General features: G+C 71.1%; 21 protein-coding genes, 2 tRNA genes and 1 pseudogene. 7 read left to right on the forward strand and 17 right to left on the reverse strand.

The annotated features are described in order from the left end of the window. Position 1 precedes the first annotated feature (1 nt). Positions 2-658 (forward strand): NAD(P)H-binding protein, encoded by a 657-nt coding sequence (locus ACZ434_RS06670; RefSeq protein ID WP_468452498.1) that lies wholly within the window; start codon positions 2-4, stop codon positions 656-658. 44 nt (positions 659-702) lie between these two features. On the opposite strand, the gene ACZ434_RS06675 is transcribed toward ACZ434_RS06670, so the two are convergent. The 3 genes from ACZ434_RS06675 to ACZ434_RS06685 all read right to left on the reverse strand — a co-directional run bounded on the left by ACZ434_RS06675 (position 703) and on the right by ACZ434_RS06685 (position 3,682). Then, a complete protein-coding gene (locus ACZ434_RS06675) occupies positions 703-915 on the reverse strand; it encodes a hypothetical protein (RefSeq protein ID WP_468452500.1) in 213 nt (70 codons plus the stop codon). Between the two features lie 83 nt (positions 916-998). Further along, on the reverse strand, positions 999-3,404 hold the full coding sequence (fxsT, locus tag ACZ434_RS06680) for an FxSxx-COOH system tetratricopeptide repeat protein (RefSeq protein ID WP_468452502.1): 2,406 nt from the start codon (positions 3,402-3,404) through the stop codon (positions 999-1,001). A 194-nt stretch (positions 3,405-3,598) separates the two neighbouring features. Beyond that, a tRNA-Ala gene (locus ACZ434_RS06685) sits at positions 3,599-3,682 on the reverse strand. A gap of 575 nt (positions 3,683-4,257) precedes the next feature. Here ACZ434_RS06685 and ACZ434_RS06690 point away from each other — a divergent pair. Further along, entirely contained in the window at positions 4,258-5,478 is a 1,221-nt protein-coding gene (locus ACZ434_RS06690; protein ID WP_468452504.1) for a hypothetical protein, read from the forward strand. Between the two features lie 6 nt (positions 5,479-5,484). Next, positions 5,485-5,800 (forward strand): annotated as a pseudogene (locus tag ACZ434_RS06695) (site-specific integrase); the annotation flags it as partial. A 145-nt stretch (positions 5,801-5,945) separates the two neighbouring features. Here ACZ434_RS06695 and ACZ434_RS06700 read toward each other — a convergent pair. Further along, positions 5,946-6,027, reverse strand: a tRNA-Tyr gene (locus ACZ434_RS06700). A 234-nt stretch (positions 6,028-6,261) separates the two neighbouring features. Between ACZ434_RS06700 and ACZ434_RS06705 the strand changes: the two genes are divergently transcribed. Continuing rightward, the gene (locus ACZ434_RS06705; RefSeq protein WP_004927449.1) at positions 6,262-6,750 is read left to right on the forward strand and encodes a YajQ family cyclic di-GMP-binding protein; all 489 of its coding nucleotides are present in this window, start codon (positions 6,262-6,264) and stop codon (positions 6,748-6,750) included. Positions 6,751-6,839: 89 nt separating this feature from the next. Here ACZ434_RS06705 and ACZ434_RS06710 read toward each other — a convergent pair whose 3' ends face one another. Beyond that, entirely contained in the window at positions 6,840-7,106 is a 267-nt protein-coding gene (locus ACZ434_RS06710) for a GlsB/YeaQ/YmgE family stress response membrane protein (RefSeq protein ID WP_468452507.1), read from the reverse strand. Positions 7,107-7,199: 93 nt separating this feature from the next. Here ACZ434_RS06710 and ACZ434_RS06715 point away from each other — a divergent pair, with 93 nt between their 5' ends. Then, positions 7,200-8,447, forward strand: coding sequence for an APC family permease (locus tag ACZ434_RS06715; RefSeq protein WP_468452509.1), 1,248 nt, complete (start codon positions 7,200-7,202; stop codon positions 8,445-8,447). Between the two features lie 199 nt (positions 8,448-8,646). On the opposite strand, the gene ACZ434_RS06720 is transcribed toward ACZ434_RS06715, so the two are convergent. The 12 genes from ACZ434_RS06720 to ACZ434_RS06775 all read right to left on the reverse strand — a co-directional run bounded on the left by ACZ434_RS06720 (position 8,647) and on the right by ACZ434_RS06775 (position 20,187). Continuing rightward, on the reverse strand, positions 8,647-9,048 hold the full coding sequence (locus tag ACZ434_RS06720) for a YccF domain-containing protein (RefSeq protein WP_468452511.1): 402 nt from the start codon (positions 9,046-9,048) through the stop codon (positions 8,647-8,649). After that, positions 9,045-9,908, reverse strand: a complete 864-nt coding sequence (gene htpX, locus ACZ434_RS06725; RefSeq protein ID WP_468452513.1) for a zinc metalloprotease HtpX — start codon at positions 9,906-9,908, stop codon at positions 9,045-9,047. Before htpX ends, ACZ434_RS06720 begins: the two co-directional genes overlap by 4 nt. 240 nt (positions 9,909-10,148) lie before the next feature. Next, positions 10,149-11,648, reverse strand: coding sequence for an NADH-quinone oxidoreductase subunit N (locus ACZ434_RS06730; protein WP_468452515.1), 1,500 nt, complete (start codon positions 11,646-11,648; stop codon positions 10,149-10,151). After that, positions 11,645-13,219, reverse strand: a complete 1,575-nt coding sequence (locus ACZ434_RS06735; protein ID WP_468452517.1) for a complex I subunit 4 family protein — start codon at positions 13,217-13,219, stop codon at positions 11,645-11,647. Before ACZ434_RS06735 ends, ACZ434_RS06730 begins: the two co-directional genes overlap by 4 nt. Positions 13,220-13,225: 6 nt before the next feature. Next, the gene (locus ACZ434_RS06740) at positions 13,226-15,220 is read right to left on the reverse strand and encodes an NADH-quinone oxidoreductase subunit 5 family protein (RefSeq protein WP_468452520.1); all 1,995 of its coding nucleotides are present in this window, start codon (positions 15,218-15,220) and stop codon (positions 13,226-13,228) included. Continuing rightward, complete coding sequence (gene nuoK, locus ACZ434_RS06745) at positions 15,217-15,624, reverse strand: NADH-quinone oxidoreductase subunit NuoK (protein WP_468452522.1); 408 nt, start codon at positions 15,622-15,624, stop codon at positions 15,217-15,219. Before nuoK ends, ACZ434_RS06740 begins: the two co-directional genes overlap by 4 nt. Next, on the reverse strand, positions 15,624-16,304 hold the full coding sequence (locus ACZ434_RS06750; protein WP_468452524.1) for an NADH-quinone oxidoreductase subunit J family protein: 681 nt from the start codon (positions 16,302-16,304) through the stop codon (positions 15,624-15,626). The genes nuoK and ACZ434_RS06750 overlap by 1 nt, the downstream gene beginning before the upstream one ends. Further along, positions 16,301-16,852, reverse strand: a complete 552-nt coding sequence (locus ACZ434_RS06755) for a NuoI/complex I 23 kDa subunit family protein (RefSeq protein WP_468452526.1) — start codon at positions 16,850-16,852, stop codon at positions 16,301-16,303. The genes ACZ434_RS06750 and ACZ434_RS06755 overlap by 4 nt, the downstream gene beginning before the upstream one ends. Positions 16,853-16,854: 2 nt before the next feature. Next, positions 16,855-17,823: a complex I subunit 1/NuoH family protein gene (locus ACZ434_RS06760; RefSeq protein ID WP_468452528.1), complete on the reverse strand. Its 969-nt coding sequence runs from the start codon at positions 17,821-17,823 to the stop codon at positions 16,855-16,857. Beyond that, complete coding sequence (locus ACZ434_RS06765) at positions 17,820-19,157, reverse strand: NADH-quinone oxidoreductase subunit C (protein ID WP_468452530.1); 1,338 nt, start codon at positions 19,155-19,157, stop codon at positions 17,820-17,822. Before ACZ434_RS06765 ends, ACZ434_RS06760 begins: the two co-directional genes overlap by 4 nt. Further along, positions 19,154-19,804 carry an NADH-quinone oxidoreductase subunit B gene (locus tag ACZ434_RS06770; protein ID WP_468452532.1) on the reverse strand — a complete coding sequence of 217 codons (651 nt, stop codon included), beginning with the start codon at positions 19,802-19,804 and terminating at the stop codon, positions 19,154-19,156. The genes ACZ434_RS06765 and ACZ434_RS06770 overlap by 4 nt, the downstream gene beginning before the upstream one ends. Next, on the reverse strand, positions 19,795-20,187 hold the full coding sequence (locus ACZ434_RS06775; RefSeq protein WP_468452534.1) for an NADH-quinone oxidoreductase subunit A: 393 nt from the start codon (positions 20,185-20,187) through the stop codon (positions 19,795-19,797). The genes ACZ434_RS06770 and ACZ434_RS06775 overlap by 10 nt, the downstream gene beginning before the upstream one ends. 243 nt (positions 20,188-20,430) lie before the next feature. Between ACZ434_RS06775 and ACZ434_RS06780 the strand changes: the two genes are divergently transcribed. Then, the gene (locus ACZ434_RS06780; protein WP_468452536.1) at positions 20,431-21,690 is read left to right on the forward strand and encodes a sensor histidine kinase; all 1,260 of its coding nucleotides are present in this window, start codon (positions 20,431-20,433) and stop codon (positions 21,688-21,690) included. 110 nt (positions 21,691-21,800) lie between these two features. After that, positions 21,801-23,165, forward strand: a complete 1,365-nt coding sequence (locus ACZ434_RS06785; protein ID WP_468452538.1) for a sensor histidine kinase — start codon at positions 21,801-21,803, stop codon at positions 23,163-23,165. Positions 23,166-23,206: the final 41 nt, after the last annotated feature.

Raw genomic sequence — 23,206 nt, forward strand, 5'->3', positions numbered from 1 at the left:
CATGCGCATTGTCATCGCTGGTGGTCATGGTCAGATCGCGCTGCGGCTGGAGCGGCTGCTCGCCGCGCGCGGGGACGAGGCGGCGGGCATCATCCGCAAACCCGAACAGGCCGACGCACTCCGTCAACTGGGCGCTGAACCGGTCGTCCTGGACCTGGAGTCGGCCTCGGTGGAGGAGGTCGCGGAACGCCTGGAGGGCGCGGACGCGGCCGTGTTCGCGGCGGGCGCCGGCCCGGGCAGCGGGGTGGCCCGCAAGGAGACGGTCGACAAGGCGGCGGCGATCCTCTTCGCCGACGCGGCCGTCCGCGCGGGCGTACGGCGCTTCGTGGTCGTGTCGTCCATGGGCGCGGACCCGGCGCACGAGGGCGACGAGGTCTTCGACGTCTACCAGCGCGCCAAGGGCGAGGCGGACGCCTACGTCCGCGGACTGGACGCCCTGGACTGGACGATCCTGCGCCCCGGCCGGCTCACCGACGACGCCGGCACCGGCCTGGTCCGGCTGGAGGCCCACACGGGCCGCGGTGCCGTCCCCCGCGACGACGTGGCCGCCGTACTGGCCGAACTGGTGGACACCCCCGCGACGGCCGGCCTGACCCTGGAACTCATCGGCGGCAACGCGCCGGTGTCGGTGGCGGTCAAGTCGGTGGCGGGCAACTGAGCACCCCCCGTTCGGGGCTGGAAGAGGGGCTGGAAGAGGGGCGGCTAGAAGAGGGACATCTGCCCCGGGAACTCGGGCACCACGTGCCCGTCCAGCGACGGCTGCTCCGCCCCGAGCGGGGCGCGCCGCCGTGACCCGGGGCAGGACGTCAGCTCCCCGCTCCCCCGCGCACCGGGCGGATCGTGCCGCGCGTACCGCCCGGCCACCACGGCGATCTCACGACGGCACTCGGGACAGGTACGACGACGCGACGACATGCGGCCAGTGTGCCCTGTGACCGGCGGCGTGCGGCACGTTCCGCCCGGACAGCGCCACGAGCCCATGTGGGCCCGTGGCGCTGTCATTCACCGGCCGGCCGTTTGAAACTGTCCAGCAGTCGCGCGGTGATCAGCGTGTCGGCGTGGTCCTCACCCAGCACCCGCCGCCGACGGGCCAGCGTGTCCTCACCCAGCTCCACCGCCTCCTCCACCTGCCCCAGGTCCGCCAGGTCGACCCCCAGATTCGACGCCGTACGCAGCGTGGAGGGGTGGTCCTCCCCCAGCAGCCGCCGCTGCCGGGCCAGCGTGTCCTCGCCCAGCTTCACCGCCTCCTCCACCCGCCCGAGGCCCGCCAGGTCGACCGCCAGATTCGACGCGGTGATCAGCGTGGACGGGTGGCCCTCCCCCAGTACCCGCCGCTGCCGGGCCAGCGTGTCCTCGCCCAGGTGCAGCGCCTCCTCCACCCGTCCCAGCCGCGCGAGCCGCACCGCCAGATTCGACGCGGTGATCAGAGTGTCGGCGTGGTCGTCCCCCAGCGCTCGCCGCTGCCGGGCCAGCGTGTCCTCACCCAGCTCCACCGCCTCCTCCACCCGCCCCAGCCGCGCGAGCCGCACCGCCAGATTCGACGCGGTGCCCAGCATGTCGGCATCGTCCTCGGCCAGCAGTCGACGCTGCCGGTCGTACAGGTCCTGGTGCAGTGCGTAGGCGCGGTCGTGATCGCCGGCGTCGGCGCATGCCAGGGCCAGGTAGTTGACGGCCCACCAGGTGTGGATGTGATCAGGGCCGAGCAAGGTGTCGAAGGCCTGATGAAGTGCCTCGAGGCGTGAAAGGGCCGCTCGTGCGCTGCCGCGGTCCAGGAGGAAGAAGCAGGCCTCGCAGGCTGCGAAGCGGGCGTCCGCGGTGACCAGGTCGTTCGGGTCGATCGTCAGCAGGTGGGGCAACAGGGCGGGCCAGTCGGGCCAGGACGCGGGATCGTCCGCCTTGCCGGGATAGGCGGCGGCGAGCAGAACGCTGGCGTTTCCAGCCGCGGTGGCGCGCTTGTCGTCGGTGAGCTGGTCCTTGAGAACGGCCTGGGTCAGACGGTGCAGATGCAGGCTGCCGCCCGCCACCCGGGCCAACCCGTGCTGGTGCAGTGCCGACAGGACACGGGTCCTCGTTCGCCGGTCGGCCACCATCCGTCCCGCGGACGCCCCCGCTTCGTCCTCCGGATCGGTGCGGGCGGGCAGCGCGAACGGCTCCGGGGCCAGCAGCGCGCACGCTTCCATCGCCTCGGCGGCCTCCGGGTCCTCGGCCCGCAGCCGCTGCATGCTCAGCCGGATCTGCGCGGCCAGCGACCACCGGTAGTCCCTCGGCCTGCCCTCGTCGGTGACCTCACCGGCATGGTCGGCCAGCAGGGCCAGATAGTCGTCCACGGTCGTCGTCGTCAGCACCGCGGCGGCCTGGACCAGGGCCAGCGGCAGGTCGTCCAGCGCCTCCGCCAACCGCCCCGCCTCGTCCTCCGTGAGCCACCGTGTCCGCCGTCTGAGCAGATCGACCGACTCCCGCCGGGCCATCACATCCACATCCAACGGCCGGGCCACACCGTGCCAGTCCGGATTGCGGGAAGTGATCAGCACGTGCCCCGGCCCGGACGGTACGAATTCCGTCAGCGCCGCGGGATCCTCGGCGTTGTCGAAGACGATCAGCCAGCGCGCCCGCGAGCGCAGCTCGGACCCCAGCGCCTGTACGGCCTCCTCGGTGGGCGTCTCCGCATGCGCGACCCCGGTCTCCACCGCCAGCGAGGCCAGCTGACCCGGAATCAGTGCCGGGTCCTCGGCCGGCACCCACCACGCCAGCTCGTACTCCCCGCAGAAGCGGTACGCGTACTCGGCGGCCAGTTGCGTCTTGCCCACACCGCCACGGCCGTCCAGCGCCACCACCGCCACCGCGCGCCCGCCGGCCAGCCGGGAACGCATCCCCACCAGCAGCTCGTCCCGGCCCACGAACCCGGCGTTGCGCACCGGAACGTTCCACACCCGCGGCAAGGTGCCGGGCAACCGCGGTCCGGTCGCGCCCATGCTGCGGAGCCGGCCCGCCCCGTGCCCGCCCGGAAAACCCGGGCTCACCGGCGGGGCCCCCGCCGGTCCCTTCACCGCCGCGAGGAGCACCTGCCGGGCCTTCTCCTCCCCCAGCCCGAAGAGCTGCGGCGCGTACAGGGCCCGCACCATCCTCGGCACGGCGCATTCCTCGATCCGTAACGGGATCAGCTGCTCCCGCCCGGCCACCTTCGCCGTCCACTCCTCGGTGGTCCACCGCTCGGAACCGAAGTACGCGGCCGAGAACAGCGCCACCATCGGCCCGTCGGCCAGGGCCCGGTCCATGTTCAGTACGAAGTTCTCCCCGGCCCCCCAGTGCCAGGCGTCCAACTCCACGTCGTACCCGGCGTCCTGCAACTGCCAGGCCACCCATTCCGCCCACGCGAGGTCCGCCCCCGCGTGCGAGACGAACACCCGCACTCCGCCCTGCGCATCCCCGACACCCGCCACCCAGACCCCCGTACCAGCCCGGCACCGTCCGAGCACCGAGGGTAGGCCCCCGCCCGGTCACCGCACACGCGCTTGCACCCGATTCGTGCCGCCGAGCGCGGCAAGGGCCCTCTGCCGCGATTCCGGGTGCTCCTGAAGGAGACATGACGAAGGGCCCGTGGCGGCGCCAGGATGCGAACCTGGGAAGGCTGAGCCGGCAGATTGCCAGTCTGCGCGCGAGCTGGGCGCTCAGCCGCGCAGCCGGCTACCGACAAGCGCCCTGCCCCTCGGATGCCCCAGGTGAGCCTGAGACGTTGCTACTCCTCGGACCCACCTTCCGTGTGACGCTCGGTTTCGATCCTGCCCTGCCACTTTCCCGGAGCCCAAGCGAGGTTCGCCTTGTCCTTGCGGAACGTCCCCGAGGGACGACTGATAGCGACCCACATACGACCGCACACACCCACCAGCGCAGCGATTGCGGCAATGGAAGCAGGTCCCACTCCCCAGTGAGCGAGGGTGAGGATGACGGAGAGAATCCCCATGAAGACAAGGAAGTCAAAAAGACGTGCAAGGTTCGGGTAGGAGGGATCCATGCGGGGTGTCACTTTTTTCGCCTTCCTTCAGCGGGCCTGCACCCGAGTTATGTTCTGACCCGAGCTTGCCTTTGGGGACAGGCGTTGCAGAAGCCGCAACAGTAGTGTTGCTCTCGCTTGGCAACACGGTCGCAGGTGTTGCTCTTGCTGCAACGGGCATCCTTGCTGCAGGGTGTCAGCAGCTTGCGATGGGAGGCTTTCAAGCCTCCCAGCAGGTACGACAGTGCGTTGCAGGAGCGCCAACGGTGGCGTTGCCAGTCGCGCAACACCCAGGGGAGGGCAGTGTGGGGGCACTAGAGCCAATCGGTGACGAGGTAAGCGAGGAGAACCGAGCGCTGGCCGAAGCCTTGCGAACACTCTTCGATTCACTCGGAATTTCAATGCGGCGGTACGCAGCTCGCTGTTACACGGATCCGGGTACTCTTTCTCGCTATCTCGCAGGCACGCGCGTTCCACCGTGGAATTTTATTGTCAACTTGCTCGCCCACGTGGCCGAGGAGCGAGAGGGTCAGACCAGCAACGAGACAGTGGCGCTCCTTCGTCAACTTTATGCTCGTGCGGCTGGGGGCAGCGGCGGAACCAGGAGAGCAAGCGACCTGCAACGTCTTCTTGAGGAAGCTGATGAACAGGCGCGCGAAGCAGCTTCTTTGGAACGTCTGCTCCGAGCGGCACTGCACGAGTCGCAGCAGCAAGTAGCCCACCTGAACGTAGAGCTCAAGGCTCTGCGCGCGGTCAGAGCGGCAGATCGACAGGCGGCCGAATCAGAGATCGAACTTTTCACGTCCGAGGCAGATGATCTGCGCAGAGAGAGGGATCAGCTACAAACTGAAATCGATGTCCTCAAGAAACAACTAAAGGAAGCGACGAATGCCCGCGCCCTGGCGGAAGAACGATGCGATCAACTGGAGCGGCAGATTGAGAGCGCTGAACGCGAAGAGAAACCCACCTCCCAACCCGAGGGGCGGGCCACAAATGTCGACGTGGCCAGCGAAGCTGATGCATTGCAAGAGCGTGCAGCTCAGGAATACGCCATAACCCAAGAGCGGATGGCGGCCACTCAGGCGCACATAGCAACTCTTCAGGCCGAATTAGACAAAGCGAGACGTGATCCGCTGCACCAGGAGTCGACTGCCTCCATGAGAGATCACCTCGTTTCCGAATCGCCAGCGGAGAAGCCGACTGGCAGAGAGTCTCACAGCCTCGCTGTCCGACTGGGCTATGGACCTGACCAGGTACTACGCAGGATAGATGCGGAAAACAGAGTCAGCCCCGACGACGTGCGCGCGATCCTCGCTCGGGCGTTCGACTTGCAGACAACAGAAGAGATCACGCGGACAGGGGATCTCCTGAAAGTAATGCCCCCCATGGCCCAAGACGCATGGAAAAGCGTTCTCGCGTATTCCATCAAAGGGTCGACCATCACGGGACAGCGCAAATCTTCTGATTCACAGGAACAGAGTGATTGACAGGGTCGCTCTGGGGACGGCAACCTCCCCCGCTGGTGGGGGACTCTACGGCTGCGGGAGACCCGCCCCCGGTCGGGGGCGGCCTGGACGGACAGCGGCGAAGCGCACGACCGGCGGGGACTCAAGCACCGGCCCCGGAAGGCGGTCCGCACGGTGCCGATCCCGCCCGACCTCGTGCGCATGCTGCGGTGGCATGTCACGGCCTACGGCGTCGCTGCCGGCGAAGCGTCCGTATGGTCTGCGCCACGCTGCCGTCTCCACATGGCTCAGCTCCGGGGCGGAACCCCAGGAAGTTGCCGCGCGCGCCGGCCACAGCACGGCCGGGTCTGCCCCACATGGACTGGTCAGCACACGAATCAGGGTGAGACACACTGGGAAATACCGCCCATAACGGCGCCACAGGTTCAGTGAACGCCGAAAGGGTCTGCGATCAGCATTGCTGCTGGTCACAGACCCTTTCGGTCTTGTGGCGGCGCCAGGATTCGAACCTGGGAAGGCTGAGCCGGCAGATTTACAGTCTGCTCCCTTTGGCCGCTCGGGCACACCGCCGGGGTTGCTGCCCTCGAACCGCCTTGCGGCGGTGCTCCGTGGCAACGACGTAAACAATACCCGATGGACAGGGGTGCTTCGCCACCCGATTGATCGCCACCCGGGGGGCGAGGGGTGACTAGGCTGGTCGGAATGCGGTCCGGAGCCGATGCCGGGCTCCGGGCCGTCCCACGTATGCCGGTACGCATCCGGTGCGCAGCCCGATACGCACCCCGATTCAAGGAGCCACAGGACATGGCCGACTCCAGTTTCGACATCGTCTCGAAGGTCGAGCGGCAGGAGGTCGACAACGCCCTCAACCAGACCGCCAAGGAGATCTCGCAGCGCTACGACTTCAAGGGCGTGGGTGCCTCGATCTCGTGGTCCGGGGAGAAGATCCTCATGGAGGCGAACTCCGAGGACCGGGTCAAGGCCGTCCTCGACGTCTTCCAGTCCAAGCTGATCAAGCGGGGCATCTCCCTGAAGGCTCTGGACGCGGGCGAGCCGCAGCTCTCGGGCAAGGAGTACAAGATCTTCGCGTCGATCGAAGAGGGCATCTCCCAGGACAACGCGAAGAAGGTCGCCAAGATCATCCGGGATGAGGGCCCGAAGGGCGTGAAGGCGCAGGTACAGGGCGAGGAGCTGCGGGTCAGCTCCAAGAGCCGGGACGACCTCCAGACCGTCATCGCCCTTCTCAAGGGCAAGGACTTCGACTTCGCGCTGCAGTTCGTGAACTACCGGTAGGTCCGGGCGGAAGACGGGAAGGGCGGGTACCGGCGGGTGCCCGCCCTTCCCGTCCGCCGGCCGTACGTCAGGGCCGGCGCCGGGCGGTGTCAGTCGCGGGAGTTGCCGAACAGGATGCGGTAGGCGACCAGGAGGACCAGTGAGCCGCCGATCGCGGCGAGCCACGTGGTGCCGTCGTAGAAGTCCTTGGTGACCGGGTGGTCGAGCCAACGGGCCGATATCCAGCCGCCGATGAACGCGCCGGCCACGCCGATCAGGGTCGTGCCGACGAGGCCGCCCGGGTCGCGGCCGGGGAGCAGGAACTTCGCTATCGCCCCGGCCAGCAGGCCCAGGATGATCCAGCTGATGATCGTCATGCGGTGCACCTGCCCCTTTCCTGTTGCGCTTGCACCCTGGAAGACATCACACGTACAGGTGGCGGTTGCATCCGGTCAGTAGGGTGCGGCCCCATGACAGACACCTCCGGTCCCCGGCTGCGGCGTACGCTCGGCGTCGGTGACGCCGTGGTCATCGGCCTCGGCTCGATGGTCGGGGCCGGTATCTTCGCCGCCCTGGCGCCCGCCGCTCACGCGGCCGGCTCCGGGCTGCTCCTCGGACTCGCGGTCGCCGCCGTGGTCGCCTACTGCAACGCCGCGTCGTCGGCGCGGCTCGCCGCCCGGTACCCGGCCTCGGGCGGGACGTACGTGTACGGCAGGGAGCGGCTCGGGGAGTTCTGGGGTTACCTCGCCGGCTGGGCGTTCGTGGTGGGGAAGACGGCGTCCTGTGCGGCGATGGCGCTCACCGTGGGCGCGTACGTGTGGCCGGGGCAGGCGCATGCCGTGGCGGTCGCCGCGGTGGTGCTGCTGACGGCGGTGAACTACGGCGGTGTCCAGAAGTCCGCGTGGCTGACGCGGGCGATCGTGGGTGTGGTGCTGGCGGTCCTCGCTTCCGTGGTGGTGGTGTGTCTGACGTCGGGGGAAGCCGATGCCGGGCGGCTGGGCATCGGGGCCCCGGAGGGTGCCGGAGGGGTGCTTCAGGCGGGCGGGCTGCTGTTCTTCGCCTTCGCGGGGTACGCCCGTATCGCGACCCTCGGTGAGGAGGTCCGGGATCCGGCGCGCACCATTCCCCGGGCGATTCCGCTGGCCCTCGGCATCGCTCTGGTCGTGTACGCGGCTGTGGCGGTGGCCGTCCTTTCGGTTCTCGGAGCGGAGGGGCTGGGTGATACCACCGCGCCGCTCGCCGACGCGGTGCGGGCCGCCGGGGTGCCCGAGTTGGCGCCGGTGGTGCGGGTGGGCGCGGCGGTGGCCGCGCTGGGTTCGCTGCTCGCCCTGATCCTGGGGGTCTCTCGGACGACGCTGGCCATGGCCCGGGACCGGCATCTCCCGGGTGCTCTGGCGGCCGTGCATCCGCGGTTCCGGGTGCCGCACCGGGCGGAGCTGGTGGTGGGCGCGGTGGTCGCCGTGCTGGCCGCCACGGTGGATGTGCGGGGTGCGATCGGTTTCTCCTCCTTCGGTGTGCTGACGTACTACGCGGTGGCCAACGCGTCGGCCTGGACGCTCGATACGAGGCCGGTGGCGCGGGTGGTGCCGGCGGTGGGGCTCGCCGGGTGCGTGGTGCTGGCGTTCTCGCTGCCGTGGGTTTCGGTCGCCGTGGGCGCGGGAGTGCTGGTGGTGGGTGTGGCGGCTTACGGCGCGCGGAGGTTGGGGCGCGGCCGGTAGGCGGCGGGCGTGCTGGGCGCCGGTTCGCTGTCCGGCGGACCCCACCGGTGGGACGGGCCCTGTCCGCCCGGTGTGTCGGCAACTGCTCGTGCTCGGTCATGGGGTCATCATGCGGGCCGCCGCCGTCTGGCGTGCGGGCCTGTGGACAACTGCCGGCCTGTGGACAACCACCGGTGGGTGACGGACCGGACGGGTCCGCCTACCAGCGCGACGAGGACGTGAACGCCTGGTCCGTGCGGACGATCTCGCGGCCCAGCGGGAACAGCGACACCGGGATCAGCTTGAAGTTGGCGATGCCGAGAGGGATTCCGATGATCGTCACGCACAGGGCGATCCCGGTGAGGATGTGGCTGAGCGCCAGCCACCAGCCGGCCAGGAGCAGCCAGAGCACGTTGACGAGGAAGGACGGGGCTCCCGCGTCACGGCGTTCCACCGTCGTGTACCCGAAGGGCCACAGGGCGTAGACACCGATCCGGAACGCGGCGACGCCGAAGGGGATGCCGATGATCGTGATGCAGAGCAGCACGCCCGCGAGCAAGTAGCCGAGGAACAGCCAGAAGCCGCTGAAGACGAGCCATATGAGATTCAGGATGGTCTTCACTGGTGGTGACCTGCCATCTTCTCGAGCCGGGCGATGCGTTCCGCCATCGGCGGGTGGGTGGAGAACATTTTGGAGAGCCCCTGGCCGGGACGGAACGGGTTCGCGATCATCATGTGGCTGGCCGTCTCGATGCGGGGCTCGGGAGGCAGCGGAAGCTGCTTGGTTCCGTGGTCCAGTTTGCGCAGGGCTCCGGCGAGGGCGAGCGGGTCGCCGGTGAGCTGGGCGCCGGAGGCATCCGCCTCGTACTCCCGGGAGCGGCTGATGGCCAGCTGGATGAGGGACGCCGCGAGCGGGCCGAGGATCATGATCAGCAGCATGCCGAGGAGGCCCGGGCCGTCGTCGTCGTTCGAGCGGCCGATCGGGATCAGCCAGGCGAAGTTGACCAGGAACATGATCACGGAGGCGAGGGCGCCGGCGACCGAGGAGATCAGGATGTCCCGGTTGTAGACATGGCTGAGCTCGTGGCCGATGACGCCGCGCAGCTCCCGTTCGTCGAGCAGGCGCAGGATGCCTTCGGTGCAGCACACCGCGGCGTTGCGCGGGTTGCGGCCGGTGGCGAAGGCGTTGGGGGCCTCCGTCGGGGAGATGTACAGGCGGGGCATCGGCTGGCGGGCCTGGGTGGAGAGCTCGCGGACCATGCGGTACAGCCCCGGGGCCTCGAACTCGCTCACCGGGCGGGCACGCATCGCGCGCAGGGCCAGTTTGTCGCTGTTCCAGTACGCGTAGGCGTTGGTACCGAGCGCGATCAGGACGGCGACGACGAGCCCCGTCCGGCCGAAGAAGCTGCCGATGACGATGATGAGTGCGGACAGTCCCCCGAGGAGGACTGCTGTCCTGAGCCCGTTGTGCCGGCGGTGCACGGTACGCCCTCCAAATCGTGCGGCAGGGGGACCCTTGCTTGCTGATCTTCCTTCTGACCTGCGCTGCCCACCGGTTCCGCGGTGTCACGTCCAGTGGACCCTCCCGTACCGGTCAACGCGAGGCGAAGGGCACTAGTTCCCTTGTGCGCGCGGGGGCGGGGGTGCACCGTCCGGGTGACGGCGCTCCCGGCGACACCGCGCGGTGCGATGCGGTGTGCGGCACGGTGCGGTGCCGTGCGGTCAGAAGAGTCCGGTGTCGGTGAAGCGGAGGACCAGCTGGGGAGCGCCGGACAGGGCGATACCGATCACGCCGGTGAGGGCGATCGCGGCGGTGAGGGGGGCGGGGAGGCGGTGCCGGGCCGGCTCTCCCTCGGGGGCGCGGAACAGCAGGGCGGCCCACTGGAGGTAGTAGACCAGTGCGATGACGACGTTGACGGCCATGACGACGGCGAGCCAGCCGAGTCCGGCGTCGACGGCCGCGGCGAACACCGTGACCTTGGCGAAGAGGCCGATGATGCCGGGCGGGAGTCCGGCGAGGCAGAGCAGGAAGAAGCCGAGGAGGAGTGCGGTGAGGGGGCTGGAGGCGTAGAGGCCTCGGTAGTCGGCGACACGGTTGCGGCGGTGGGTGCGGCCGACGAGGGCGGCCACGGCGAAGGCGCCCAGGTTCACGGCGCCGTACATGAGGGCGTAGGCGAGGGTGGAGCCGATGGCCTTCTCGGGGTCGTCGGCGTACGCGGCGGCGGCGATCGGCACCAGGAGGTAGCCGGCCTGGCCGACGGACGACCAGGCGAGGAGGCGTACGGCGCTGTACGCGCGTGTGGTGCCCTGCCGCAGGGCGCCGACGTTGCCGACCGTCATGGTGAGGGCGGCCAGGACGGCGAGGGCGGGGCCCCAGACGTCGGCGTACGACGGGAGGGCGACGACGGTGACGAGGATCAGGCCGGAGAAGCCGACCGCCTTGCCGATGACGGACAGGTAGGCGGCGATGGGCAGGGGGGCGCCCACGTAGGTGTCGGGGACCCAGAAGTGGAAGGGCACGGCGGCGGTCTTGAAGGCGAAGCCGACGAGGGTGAGGACGACGCCGGTCTGGGCGAGGGTGTGGAGCTGCCCGTCGACGGACTGGATCCGCTCGGCGACCCGCGTGAGGTGGAGGGTGCCGGTGGCGGCGTAGACGAAGCTGATGCCGAGCAGGCTGACCGCGGTGGCGGTGACGGAGGACAGAAAGAACTTAAGGGCGGCTTCGGAGGATTTCCGGTCGCCGTGCCGCAGGCCGACCAGGGCGAAGGCGGGCAGGGAGGCGACCTCCAGGGCGACGACGAGCGTCGCGAGGTCGCGGGAGGCGGGGAGGAGGGCGGCGCCGGCCGCGGAGGAGAGGAACAGGAACCAGTACTCGCCCTCGGGGAGCCGTTTTCCTTCGTCCTTCAGGGCGGTGACGGACAGCAGGGCCGCCAGGAGGGCGCCGCCGAGCACCAGGAACTGGATGACGAGGGTGAAGCGGTCCGCGGTGTAGCTGCACACACCGGTGTCGCCGACCAGGCAGAAGGTGCTGCGGTCGGCGTCGAGGAGGGGCAGCAGCATGAGCGTGGCGGCGGCGAGTCCGGCCACCGAGAGCCAGCCGAGGAGGGGTTTGCGCCTGTCGTCGACGAACAGGTCGGCGACGAGGACGAGGAGTCCGACGACCGCCGCGATGGTGGGCGGCGCGATGGCCAGCCAGTCGACGGACTGGACGAGGGAGCTCATCGGGTGCCTCCTGCGAGGAGCTGCTGCACGGCCGGGTCGGTCAGCCCGAGGAGGGCCTTCGGCCACAGGCCGGCGACGACGGTGAGGACGACGAGCGGGGTCCAGGCGGCGAACTCGTGGGGGCGCACGTCGGTGAGGAGCGGGGCCTCCTGCGGTACGGCGCCCATGCAGACCCTGCGGACCACGATCAGCAGGTACGCGGCCGTCAGCAGTGTGCCGAACGCACCGATCGCCATGAACGTGAGGAAGGCGGGGCGGCTCAGGCCGTCGGCGGGGTCGAAGGCGCCGAACAGGGCGAGCATCTCGCCCCAGAACCCGGCGAGGCCGGGCAGGCCGAGGGAGGCGACGGCGGCGAAGGCGAGCAGGCCGCCGAGGCGGGGGGCCCTGCCGTAGAGGGCGGCGCCCGCTTCCTTGGCGAGGGTGTCGAGGTCGGTGCTGCCGGTGCGCTCCTTGAGGCCGCCGACCAGGAAGAACAGCAGGCCGGTGATGAGGCCGTGGGCGATGTTGGCGAACAGGGCGCCGTTGACGCCGGTCGGGGTCATGGTGGCGATGCCGAGGAGGACGAAGCCCATGTGGCCGACGGAGGAGTAGGCGATGAGGCGTTTGAGGTCGCCCTTCGCGCCCCGTCGGGCGAGGGCCAGGCAGGCGAGTGAGCCGTAGACGATGCCGACGACGGCGAACGCGGCGAGGTAGGGCGCGAAGGTGCGGAAGCCGTCCGGTGCGGCGGGCAGCAGGATCCGTACGAACCCGTAGGTGCCCATCTTCAGCAGCACGCCGGCCAGGAGGACCGAGCCGACGGTCGGCGCGGCGGTGTGGGCGTCGGGCAGCCAGCTGTGCAGCGGCCACATCGGGGTCTTGACCGCGAGCCCGATCCCGATCGCCAGAACGGCGATGACCTGCACTGATGTGGTGAGCGACCGGCCGTTGTCAGTGGCGAGTGCCACCATGTCGAATGTGCCCGCCTCGATTCCGATCAGGAGCAGGCCGAGCAGCATGACGACGGAGCCGAGCAGCGTGTAGAGGATGAACTTCCAGGCGGCCTCGGCCCGGCCCTCGCCGCCCCAGCGGGCGATGAGGAAGTACATCGGGATGAGGACCGTTTCGAAGGCGAGGAAGAACAGGATCAGGTCGAGGACGGCGAAGGTCGCCAGAGTTCCGGACTCGAGGACGAGCAGCAGGGCGACGAATGCCTTCGGGGACGGGCCCGCGGGCGGTTTGACGTACGAGTAGAGGGCGCTGAGGAAGGTCAGCAGCGCGGTCAGGACCAGAAGGGGGAGGGAGATGCCGTCGGTGCCGAGGTGGATGCGCACGTCGAGTGCGGGGATCCAGCTGATGTCGGTCGTGGCCTGCATCTTCGCCGGCCGGCTGTGGTCGAAGCCGAGCGCGAGGACGATCGCCGCGAGGAGGACCGCGCCGGTGACGGTGACGCCGTGGCGGAGCACGGCCTGCTCCGGTGACTTCCCCTTCAGTCCGGGCGGGGCCGGCAGAAGAGCGGCGGCGGCGCCGAGGAGCGGGCCGACGACGAGAAACGCCAGAAGGACCTGCATCACGGACTCACTGATATCGATCACGCGTGCTCACGCTCCCGTGGCGACGAGGACGGCGGCGACCGCGAGGACGACGGTGCCGGCGAGCAGCGCGCTCACATAGGTCTGCAGATTGCCGGTCTGGGCCCGTCGTACGGCGGCGCCGAGCCAGCGGGGCAGCGTCCCCGCGCCGCGTACGTAGGTCTCGACGACCTCGCGGTCGAGGAACCGGACGAGGCTGGCGCCGGCCCGGACCGGGCGGACGAAGAGCGCCGTGTACACGGCGTCCAGGTGGAATCCGGCGGCCGCGGGGCGGTGCAGCGGGCCGAGCAGCAGCCGTCCGGGGTCCGACGGGTCGGGGGCGTACGCGATGTCGCCGTAGGCCGGCTCGTGCGCGGCGATGGCTTCCGCCTCGACCTGTCCGGCGTCGCCCTCGGGGTGGGCGGCGACGGCGCCGAGGGGGACGCGGGCGGCGTGTGCGGTGGTGTGCCGCCAGGTGGCGTAGGTGACGATGCCGCCGACCAGGGCCACGCCCGTGCCGAGCACGGAGGTGGTGAGGGCCGGGGTGAGGTCGTGGCCGTCGAACCAGTCGGGCAGCGGGCGGAAGGCGAGGCCGCCGAGGGCGAGGGACGGGACGGCGAGCACCCACAGCACCACGGTCATCGGCAGCGGCTGCCTGCCGTGGTCGGGGGCCTCGGGGCCGTGCCCGCGGAACGCCAGGAGCCACAGGCGGGTCGCGTACGCGGCGGTGAGCAGGGCCGTGACGAGTCCGCCCAGCAGGACGATCCAGCCCGCGGCGGCGGGGGTGTGTCCGGTGTGACCGGTGACGACGTGTTCGGCGGCCCCGAGGACGGCTTCCTTGGAGAAGAAGCCGCTGAACGGCGGGATGGCGGCGAGCGCGAGGAGCGCCACGGTCGTCGTCCAGTAGGCGTCAGGGACGCGGTCGCGCAGGTGGCTCATGCGGGACATGGCGGTCAGTGAGTTGGTGCCGGCGGCGTGGATGATCACGCCGGCGGCAAGGAACAGCAGCGCCTTGAAGGCGCCGTGGGACAGGAGGTGGAAGACGGCGGCGCCGCGGTCGGCGACGGCGAGGGCGCCGGTCATGTAGCCGAGCTGACCGATCGTCGAGTAGGCGAGGACGCGTTTGATGTCGTCCTGGGCGAGGGCGGCGAGCGCGGAGCCGGTCATGGTCACGGCGGCCATGACGGCGAGGACGGTCATGGCGGCCCGGGAGGCCTCGAAGAGCGGGAGGAGACGGGCGACGAAGTAGACACCGGCGGCGACCATGGTCGCGGCGTGGATCAGTGCGGAGACGGGCGTCGGGCCCGCCATCGCGTCGGGGAGCCAGGTGTGCAGCGGGAACTGCGCCGACTTGCCGGCCACGCCCGCCAGGAGCAGCAGGGCGATCAGTGTGGGGTGTTCGATGCCGCCGTTCGCGACGGCGCCGAGGATCCGGGTGATGCGGAACGACCCGGCTTCGGTGGCCAGCGCGAACAGGCCGATGAGGAAGGGGACGTCGCCGAGCTTGGTGACCAGGAAGGCCTTGAGGGAGGCGGCGCGGGCCTCGGGAGTCTCCCAGTAGTGGCCGACGAGGAAGTAGGAGCAGAGGCCCATGACTTCCCAGCCGACCAGCAGGACCATCAGGTCGCCGGAGTAGACGACCAGGAGCATCGCGGAGGTGAACAGGGAGACGAGTGCCGCGTAGGAGGGGTAGCGCGGGTCGTCGCGCAGGTAGCCGGTCGAGTAGATCTGCACGCAGGTGGCGACGACGGTGACCAGGACGGCGGTCAGCGCGGCGAAGCCGTCGATGTGGAGGGCGAGTTCGATCGGCACCGAGCCGGTCGGGGTGAGTTCGGTCGCGGCGTCGACCGCGCCGTCACCGCCCTGGCGGGCGGCGACGACGACGGCGAGGACGAGGGAGGCGAGCGCCGGCAGGACGGCGAGCGGACGGACGAAGCCGGGGGCGGTGCGGCCGAGGAGCAGTCCGGCGAGCGCGCCGAGGAACGGGAGGAGGGGGACGAGGACGGCGAGAGTGGTCGTGGTCACGCGGTGGCCTCAGCCTTCTCGGCGGCCGCCCGGTGTGCGGAGGAGTCGCCGCCGGACGCGTCGTCGTCGGGGCCGTCGGGATCGTGGCCCTCGGCGGTGTCGCGGAGCCTGTCGATGTCCGAGGTGCCGCGGTTGCGGTACACGGCGAGGACGATCGCCAGGCCGATGCCGATCTCGGCGGCGGCGATGGCGATGGTGAACAGGGCCAGGGCCTGGCCGGAGTGCAGGGTCTCCTCGGCGGCCCGGCTGAGCCAGACGTCGAAGGCGACGAGGTTGAGGTTGACGGCGTTGAGCATCAGCTCGACCGACATCAGGACGAGGATCGCGTTGCGGCGGGCGAGGACGCCGTAGAGGCCGGTGCAGAAGAGGAGGGCGGACAGCACGGCGGGATAGGCGAGGTGCATCAGCGGGTCCCTTCCGTGTCGCGCCGGGTGGCTCCGGGCCCCGGGGCGCCGGGGGTGGTGGCCGGCGCGGGCGCGGTGGCCGCCGCTCGCTCGGCCTTGGCCTTGCGGGAGAGGACGATCGCGCCGACGAGGGCGGCGAGGAGGAGGACGGAGAGGGCCTCGAAGGGGAGGACCCAGTGCTGGAAGAGGCTCGCGCCGGTCACCTCGGTGGAGCCGGCGGGGGCGCCGTCCAGGTCGATCCAGGTGGTCCGGAAGGCGTCGACGACCACCCACACCAGGGCGGCCGCGGCGGTGACGGCCACGCCGAGGGCGACCAGGCGGTTGCCGGAGTCGGCGTCCGGTGAGCGGCCGATGGGGGCCCTGGTGAGCATGAGCCCGAACAGGAGGAGGACGATGACGGAGCCGACGTAGATGAGGACCTGCACCCAGGCGATGAACTCCGCGGTGAGCAGGAGGTATTCGACGGCGAGGCCACCGAGGGCCACCACCAGCCACAGGGCGGCGTGCACCAGCTGCCGGGTGGTGACGGTGATGACGGCGGCCCCGAAGGTGACCAGGCCGACGAGGAGGAAGGCGATCTCCACCCCGGTCGGGGAGAGGAAGCCGTGCGCCTCGGCGGCGGTGGTGGTCGTGGTGGTCGTGGCGTGCGCGGCCGTTGCTGCGGCTGCGGCGAGGGTCACGACTCCTCCTGCTGCGGTTCGGCCTGGGCGGCGGCGAGTTTGTCGGCGGTCTTGCGGGCGGCGGCGACTTCCTTCGGTTCCTCGGCGCCGGGGTCGAGCGCGGGCGGGGCGGGGACGGTCCACATCCACTCGCGGAGCTTGTCGCGTTCGTGGGTGAGGTCGCGGATGTCGGTCTCGGCGTACTCGAACTCCGGGGACCAGAACAGGGCGTCGAAAGGACAGACCTCGATGCAGATACCGCAGTACATGCACAGGGAGAAGTCGATGGCGAAGCGGTCGAGGACGTTGCGGCTGCGCTCGCGTCCGCCGGGGGCCGCCGCCGGGACCGTCTCCTTGTGGGAGTCGATGTAGATGCACCAGTCCGGGCACTCGCGGGCGCACAGCATGCAGACCGTGCAGTTCTCCTCGAACAGGCCGATCACTCCGCGCGTGCGGGGCGGCAGGTCGGGCTGGGTGTCCGGGTACGGGGCGGTGACGGACTTCTTCGTCATCGTCCGCAGGGTGACGGCCAGGCCCTTGGCCAGGCCGGAGCCGGGGATGGGAGCCATGGTTACCGGATCACCACCTTCACGATGCCGGTGAGGGCGATCTGGGCGAGGGAGAGGGGGACGAGGAGGGTCCACGAGAACTTCTGGAGCTGGTCCTCGCGCAGCCGGGGGTAGGTGACGCGGAGCCAGATGACGACGAAGGCGAGGACCGCGGTCTTCAGCAGGGTCCAGACCCAGCCGAGCCCGTCGGCGCCCCAGGGGCCGTGCCAGCCGCCCAGGAAGAGGACGGTGGTCAGACCGCACAGCACGACGATTCCGGCGTACTCGGCGAGGAGGAAGAGCGCGAAGCGCAGACCGGTGTACTCGGTGTACGCGCCGAAGATGATCTCCGAGTCGGCGACCGGCATGTCGAAGGGAGGGCGCTGGAGTTCGGCGAGGCCGGCGACGAAGAAGACGAGCGCGCCGGTGATCTGCCAGGGCACCCACCACCACTCGAAGGCGTCGAGGATGCCGACGAGGGAGACGGTTCCGGCCGCCATCGCCACGGAGGCGGCGGTGAGCAGCATCGGGAGTTCGTACGCGAGGAGCTGGGCGGCGGTGCGCAGGCCGCCGAGGAGGGAGAACTTGTTGGCGGAGGCCCAGCCGGCCATGAGCGAGCCGAGGACACCGACGCCCATGACCGCCAGGACGAAGAACACGCCCGCGTCCAGCACCTGGCCGACCGCGCCTTCGCCCGGGCCGATCGGGATGGCGAGCAGCACGAGGAGGTACGGCAGGAGGGCGACGGCGGGGGCGAGCTGGAAGACACGGCGGTCCGCGCCGGCCGGGACCACGTCCTCCTTCTGCGCGAACTTCACGCCGTCGGCGATGAGCTGGGCCCAGCCGTGGAAGCCGCCGGCGTACATCGGGCCGAGGCGGCCCTGCATGTGGGCCATCACCTTGTGCTCGGTCTGACCCACGATCAGGGGGAAGGTGAGGAAGACGACGAACACGACGAGGAGTCGCAGGGCGACGTCGAGCACGTCGTTCACCGCGGGCCTCCTGAGGGGTCTTCGGGGGTGGTGGTCTCGGTCGCGTTCTCGGTCTCGGTCTCGGTCGCGTTCTCGGTCTCGGTCTCGGTCGCGTTCTCGGTCTCGGTCGCGGGCTGCGGTTCCGTTCCGGGCTCCGTGGCGGGTTCCGGTTCCGTGAAGGCCGGGCGGGCGTGGTGCCAGGGGGCGTCCGGGCTGCGTGGGGAGTCAGGGGGGTTTCCGGCCGGCCGGGCGGGCCCGGTGGGGGCGGACTCGTCGTCCGGCGGTGAGGCTTCTTCCGATGCCGCGCGTTGGCTCGCGGAGCCCTCGGACGCGCTGCGCGCCCGGCGGGGGCCTCCGGCGGACGGCGCACCGGAGCGCTGCGACGCCGACCCCTCACTGGCGCTCCGTGCGCGTCGGACGGGGGCGGCGGACGGCTCGGGGCTCGCCTTCGCCGACTGGCTCACGGAACCTTCGGCCGCCGAGCGGTTGCGGCGCGGCGAAGCCGGAGAACCCGGGGTCGACGCCTGACTGACGGAGCCCTCCGACGCCGAGCGGTTGCGGCGCGGCGGGGTCGGGGGCTGGGCAGCAGCCTCGGTGGGGGCCGCCTGGCTCGCCGAACCCTCCGCCGCCGAGCGGTTGCGGCGGGGCGGGGTCGGAGAACCCGGTGCGGACGCCTGGCTCGCCGAACCCTCCGATGCTGAACGGGTGCGGCGCGGCGAAGGGGGTGTGTCCGGTGTCGTGCGGGTGCGGGTCGCGCCCCGGGCAGGGCGGGACGGGGCCGGGGGGAGCTGGCCCTTCTGGGGGCCCCATTCGTTGGGGTCGGGCACGCCGGGGGGCAGCATCTGGCGGCGCTTGGGACCGCCGTGCTCGGATTCGCCGGGTTCCTTCGCGCCCGGCCAGGCCTTGGCGACCCGGGCCGCGAGGACGAAGTCCTTGCGCAGGGGGTGGCCCTCGAAGTTGTCCGGCAGGAGGAGGTGGTCCAGGCCGGGGTGGCCCGTGAAGCCGACGCCGAACATCTCGTGCGTCTCGCGTTCGTGCCACGCGGCGCCCGCGTAGACGTCCACGGCGGAGGGCAGCGTCGGGGCGTCGTGCGGCACCGTGGTGCGCAGCAGCAGGCGCCGTACGGGGTGCAGGGCGGCGACGTGGGCCGTGACGTGGAAGCCCGTGCCGGGTTCGTCGACCGCGCTCAGCCAGTCGAAGAAGGTGCAGCCGAGCCGGTCGCGCGCGGTCTCCAGGGCGGTGATCCAGGAGGCGGGCGGGACGTCGGCGGTGAGGACGCCGTAGGACTCCGCCGCCGTGGCGTCGGCGCCGAAGAGTTCCCCGGCGTCGGCGGGGAGCCAGCCGGCCGCGGTCATCGGCCCTCCCCGTCGTCACCGGCCGGCGCCGGCGGCCGGACCAGGCCGCTCCGCAGGGCCGCCGCCGAGGGCCCCGCGCCGCCGCCGGAGGTCCCGTACCGCTCCCCCAGCGACTCGCGGGCGATCTTCTCCTGGAGTTTCAGGATCCCCTGGAGCAGCGCCTCGGGGCGGGGCGGGCAGCCGGGGACGTAGACGTCGACCGGGATGATCTGGTCGACGCCCTTGGTGACGGAGTAGGAGTCCCAGTACGGCCCGCCGCAGTTGCTGCACGCGCCGAAGGAGATGACGTACTTCGGCTCGGGCATCTGTTCGTACAGGCGCTTCACCGCGGGCGCCATCTTGTCCGTGACCGTGCCGGAGACGACCATCAGGTCGGCCTGGCGCGGTCCCGGGGCGAACGGGATGACGCCGAGGCGGATGAAGTCGTGCCGGGCCATGGATGCGGCGATGAACTCGATCGCGCAGCAGGCGAGGCCGAAGTTGAAGACCCAGAGGGAGTAGCGGCGGCCCCAGTTGAGGACGACCTTCATCGGCTCGGGCGCCAGCCGGGCGAGCGCGCCGAGCCGCTTCGGCTCCGGAAGCAGGACGGGCTCGGGGCCGCCGGCGGCGGAAGGGGCGGCGGGGTCGGCGGCGGGGTTCACGTCCATGTCAGGACGCCCTTCTTGTATGCGTACAGCAGGCCCACGGCGAGGAAGCCGAGGAAGATGAACATCTCCACCAGGGTCGTCGCGCCGTAGCCGTCGGCGGCGAAGACGGTGGCCCAGGGGAAGAGGAAGATCGAGTCGACGGCGAAGATCACGTAGAGGAAGGCGTAGACGTAGTAGCGGACCTGGGTGTGGGCCCAGCCCTCACCGACGGGGTCGACTCCGCACTCGTACGTCAGGAGCTTCTCGGGTGTGGGGACCACGGGCCGCAGCAGGCGTCCCGCTCCGAAGGCGACGGCGACGAACAGCACGCCGACGACGGCGAGCAGTCCGACGACCGAGTAGGACTGGAAGTAGTCCGCCGCGACGACGGTCGTTTCCCGCACGTCCGCCCCTCACTCCCTCGGATCGGCTCCCGGGCCCCTGCCTGTCCCGTGCCCGTGATCCGTGCCGGTGAACGCCGAACGCAACGGCTCGACGATCTGTACGCACGGGAGTCTAGGCCCTCGTAAAGGCACGGTAAGCAGCCCGTCACCACTCGGGATACCCCGAGGGTGGGGTTTTCCTCAGGCAGGCCCGGCGGCCCGCCTGATGGCGCGGACCCCCCTGCTCCCGGCAGGCTGAGGCGCATGACCGAACCCTTCCCGCCTCCGGGTGCGCCCGTGACGGCGGTTTCCGCACCGGCAGGGCCGCCCGGCGACCGTCCGCCGCCGGCCCGTTTCGCCTATGACGCGCACACCTGGAAGGAGATCGCCCATCTGCTGGCGAACCTCCCGGCGTCGCTGGTCGGCTTCACCTACACGGTGACGATGCTGTTCACCGGGGCCGGGCTGGCCGTGACGGTGATCGGGCTGCCGCTGCTGGCCGCCGGGCTGATGGGGGCGCGGCTGCTGGGCCGGCTGGAGCGGGCGCGGGCCAGGCTGCTGCTCGGGGTGCGGGTGGAGGAGCCGAGCCGGTTGCCGCTCGGGCGCGGGGGGTTCTGGCCGCGGCTGTGGATGGCGCTGAAGGACCCGGTGGGCTGGCGCACGGTGCTGTACGAGCTGATACGGCTGCCGTGGGGGGTGCTCACCTTCACCGTCGCGCTGACCGGGCTATTCGTGCTCTGGCCGGTGCTGCCGTTCGTGGTGCGCGCCCTGGCCGATGTGGACCGGGCGATGGTGCGCGGCCTGCTGTCGCCCTCCGACGAGCTGGAGCGGCGTATCGCGGAGCTGGAGTCCGACCGGGGTGTGGTGGTGGACACGGCGGCGGCGGACCTGCGGCGCATCGAGCGCGATCTGCACGACGGGGCGCAGGCCCGGCTGGTCAATCTGGCGATGGGGCTGGGGCTGGCCAAGGAGAAGCTGCTGGAGGACCCCGACGCCGCGGCCTCGATGGTCGAGGAGGCGCACGGCGAGGTGAAGCTGGCGCTTCAGGAGCTTCGGGACCTGGCGCGGGGCATCCATCCGGCGGTGCTGACCGACCGGGGCCTGGACGCCGCCCTGTCCTCGGTCGCCTCGCGCTGCACGGTGCCGGTGAAGGTGACGGTCGACCTGGACGAGCGTCCGGCGGCCGCCATCGAGGGCATCGCCTACTTCACCGTCTCGGAGCTGCTGCAGAACGTCAGCAAGCACAGCCGGGCCCGGTCGGCGGCGGTGGACGCGTGGCGGTCGGAGGGGCGGCTGTTCCTCCAGGTGTGGGACGACGGGCGCGGGGGCGCGAACCTGGAGGGCGGCTCGGGCATGCGGGGCCTGGCCGACCGGCTGGGCGCGGTGGACGGTCTGTTCGTCGTGGACTCGCCGGAGGGCGGTCCGACGACGGTGACGGCGGAGCTGCCGTGGCGGGACCGTTCCGGTGTCCTGGCCGAGGAGGCCCGCACCGGCAAGGGGGCGTCCGCCCGCGGCCGGAGGTAGGGAAAACCCCCCGGCCAAGACTGCGACGGACTCCATGGTCCGCCGACCTGCGACGCAGCAGTCTGGAGATACGACAGCACAGCCTCCGGACGAGACGAAGGACGACGCCGATGGCCACGGAGTACGGACAGGGCTACGGGCTCCCCACGGAACCCGGGCATCCCGGGAGCGCCGGGGCACGGCGGCAGCGGCTGCCGGCCGCGCTGCGGGCGCCGGTCGAGGGGCGCACCTGGCGGGAGCTGGGGTATGTGCTGCTGAGCCTGCCGGTGAGCGTGCTGCTGTTCACCTACGCGGTCACGATGGTGTCGCTGGGCGCGGGCCTGCTGGTGACGTTCCTCGGCGTTCCGGTGCTGGCGGCGGCGCTCGCCGGCTGCCGCGGGTTCGGGTCGGTGGAGCGGGCCCGGGCCCGGGGGCTGCTGGACCTGGAGGTGGGCGAGCCGGATCCGCTGCGGGCGAAGCGGAACGGGCTCATGGGCTGGATCGGTGCCGTGCTGAAGAGCGGCGCGTCCTGGCGGGCCCTGCTGTACGCGGTGCTCCAGCTGCCGTGGGCGGTGCTGTCCTTCACCGTCACCGTGACGCTCTGGTCGGTGGGCTGGGCGCTGCTGACGTATCCGCTGTGGTTCTGGGTCCACCCGGTGTACGCCGGGCAGCCGGGCATCCAGCTGTACGGCGACGGGCAGCACGAGATCTACCTCGACAACGCCTTCGAGATCACGGTGACCGCGGGCGTGGGTCTGCTGTTCACGCTCGCCACGCCGTGGATCGTACGGGCGCTGACGACGGTGGACCGGGTGATGGTGCACGGGCTGCTCGGGCCGTCCCGGCTGGCCACGCGGGTGGTGGAGCTGGAGTCGGACCGCGGGGTCGTGGTGGACACGGCGGCGGCGGACCTGCGGCGCATCGAGCGCGATCTGCACGACGGGGCGCAGGCCCGGCTGGTGGCGCTGGCCATGGATCTGGGTCTGGCGAAGGAGAAGCTGCGGGAGGACCCGCAGGTCGCGGCGCAGATGGTGGACGAGGCGCACGGTGAGGTGAAGACGGCGCTGCAGGAGCTGCGGGACCTGGCGCGCGGTATCCACCCGGCGGTGCTGACCGACCGGGGCCTGGACGCCGCCCTGTCGTCGGTGGCCTCGCGGTGCACGGTGCCGGTGCAGGTGGAGGTGGACCTGACCGAGCGGCCCGCGCCGGCCATCGAGGGCATCGCCTACTTCACGGCCTCGGAGCTGCTGCAGAACATCAGCAAGCACGCGCGGGCGACCTGGGCGGCCGTGGAGGTGTGGCGGGCGGAGAACCGGCTGATGCTCCAGGTGGTGGACAACGGGGTGGGCGGCGCCGACACCTCCCGGGGTTCCGGGCTGGCGGGCCTGGCGGAGCGGCTGGACGCGGTGGACGGGATCCTGGTGGTGGACTCGCCGCCCGGCGGCCCGACCCGGGTGACGGCGGAACTGCCGTGGCGCGCGGAGCGGACTCGGTGACGGTGACCGCGTACTGACGCCCCGAGGCGGGACGACGGGCC

It is taken from the genome of Streptomyces sp. NPDC030893 (assembly GCF_055571535.1).

What these genes read in the sequence shown, in the direction of transcription:
- ACZ434_RS06670 (WP_468452498.1), top strand. Translation starts at nt 2, where the DNA reads ATGCGCATTGTCATCGCTGGTGGTCATGGTCAGATCGCGCTGCGGCTG.
- ACZ434_RS06675 (WP_468452500.1), bottom strand. Translation starts at nt 915, where the DNA reads ATGTCGTCGCGTCGTCGTACCTGTCCCGAGTGCCGTCGTGAGATCGCC.
- ACZ434_RS06705 (WP_004927449.1), top strand. Translation starts at nt 6,262, where the DNA reads ATGGCCGACTCCAGTTTCGACATCGTCTCGAAGGTCGAGCGGCAGGAG.
- ACZ434_RS06710 (WP_468452507.1), bottom strand. Translation starts at nt 7,106, where the DNA reads ATGACGATCATCAGCTGGATCATCCTGGGCCTGCTGGCCGGGGCGATA.
- ACZ434_RS06715 (WP_468452509.1), top strand. Translation starts at nt 7,200, where the DNA reads ATGACAGACACCTCCGGTCCCCGGCTGCGGCGTACGCTCGGCGTCGGT.
- ACZ434_RS06730 (WP_468452515.1), bottom strand. Translation starts at nt 11,648, where the DNA reads ATGAGCTCCCTCGTCCAGTCCGTCGACTGGCTGGCCATCGCGCCGCCC.
- nuoK (WP_468452522.1), bottom strand. Translation starts at nt 15,624, where the DNA reads ATGCACCTCGCCTATCCCGCCGTGCTGTCCGCCCTCCTCTTCTGCACC.
- ACZ434_RS06755 (WP_468452526.1), bottom strand. Translation starts at nt 16,852, where the DNA reads ATGGCTCCCATCCCCGGCTCCGGCCTGGCCAAGGGCCTGGCCGTCACC.
- ACZ434_RS06765 (WP_468452530.1), bottom strand. Translation starts at nt 19,157, where the DNA reads ATGACCGCGGCCGGCTGGCTCCCCGCCGACGCCGGGGAACTCTTCGGC.
- ACZ434_RS06770 (WP_468452532.1), bottom strand. Translation starts at nt 19,804, where the DNA reads ATGGACGTGAACCCCGCCGCCGACCCCGCCGCCCCTTCCGCCGCCGGC.
- ACZ434_RS06780 (WP_468452536.1), top strand. Translation starts at nt 20,431, where the DNA reads ATGACCGAACCCTTCCCGCCTCCGGGTGCGCCCGTGACGGCGGTTTCC.
- ACZ434_RS06785 (WP_468452538.1), top strand. Translation starts at nt 21,801, where the DNA reads ATGGCCACGGAGTACGGACAGGGCTACGGGCTCCCCACGGAACCCGGG.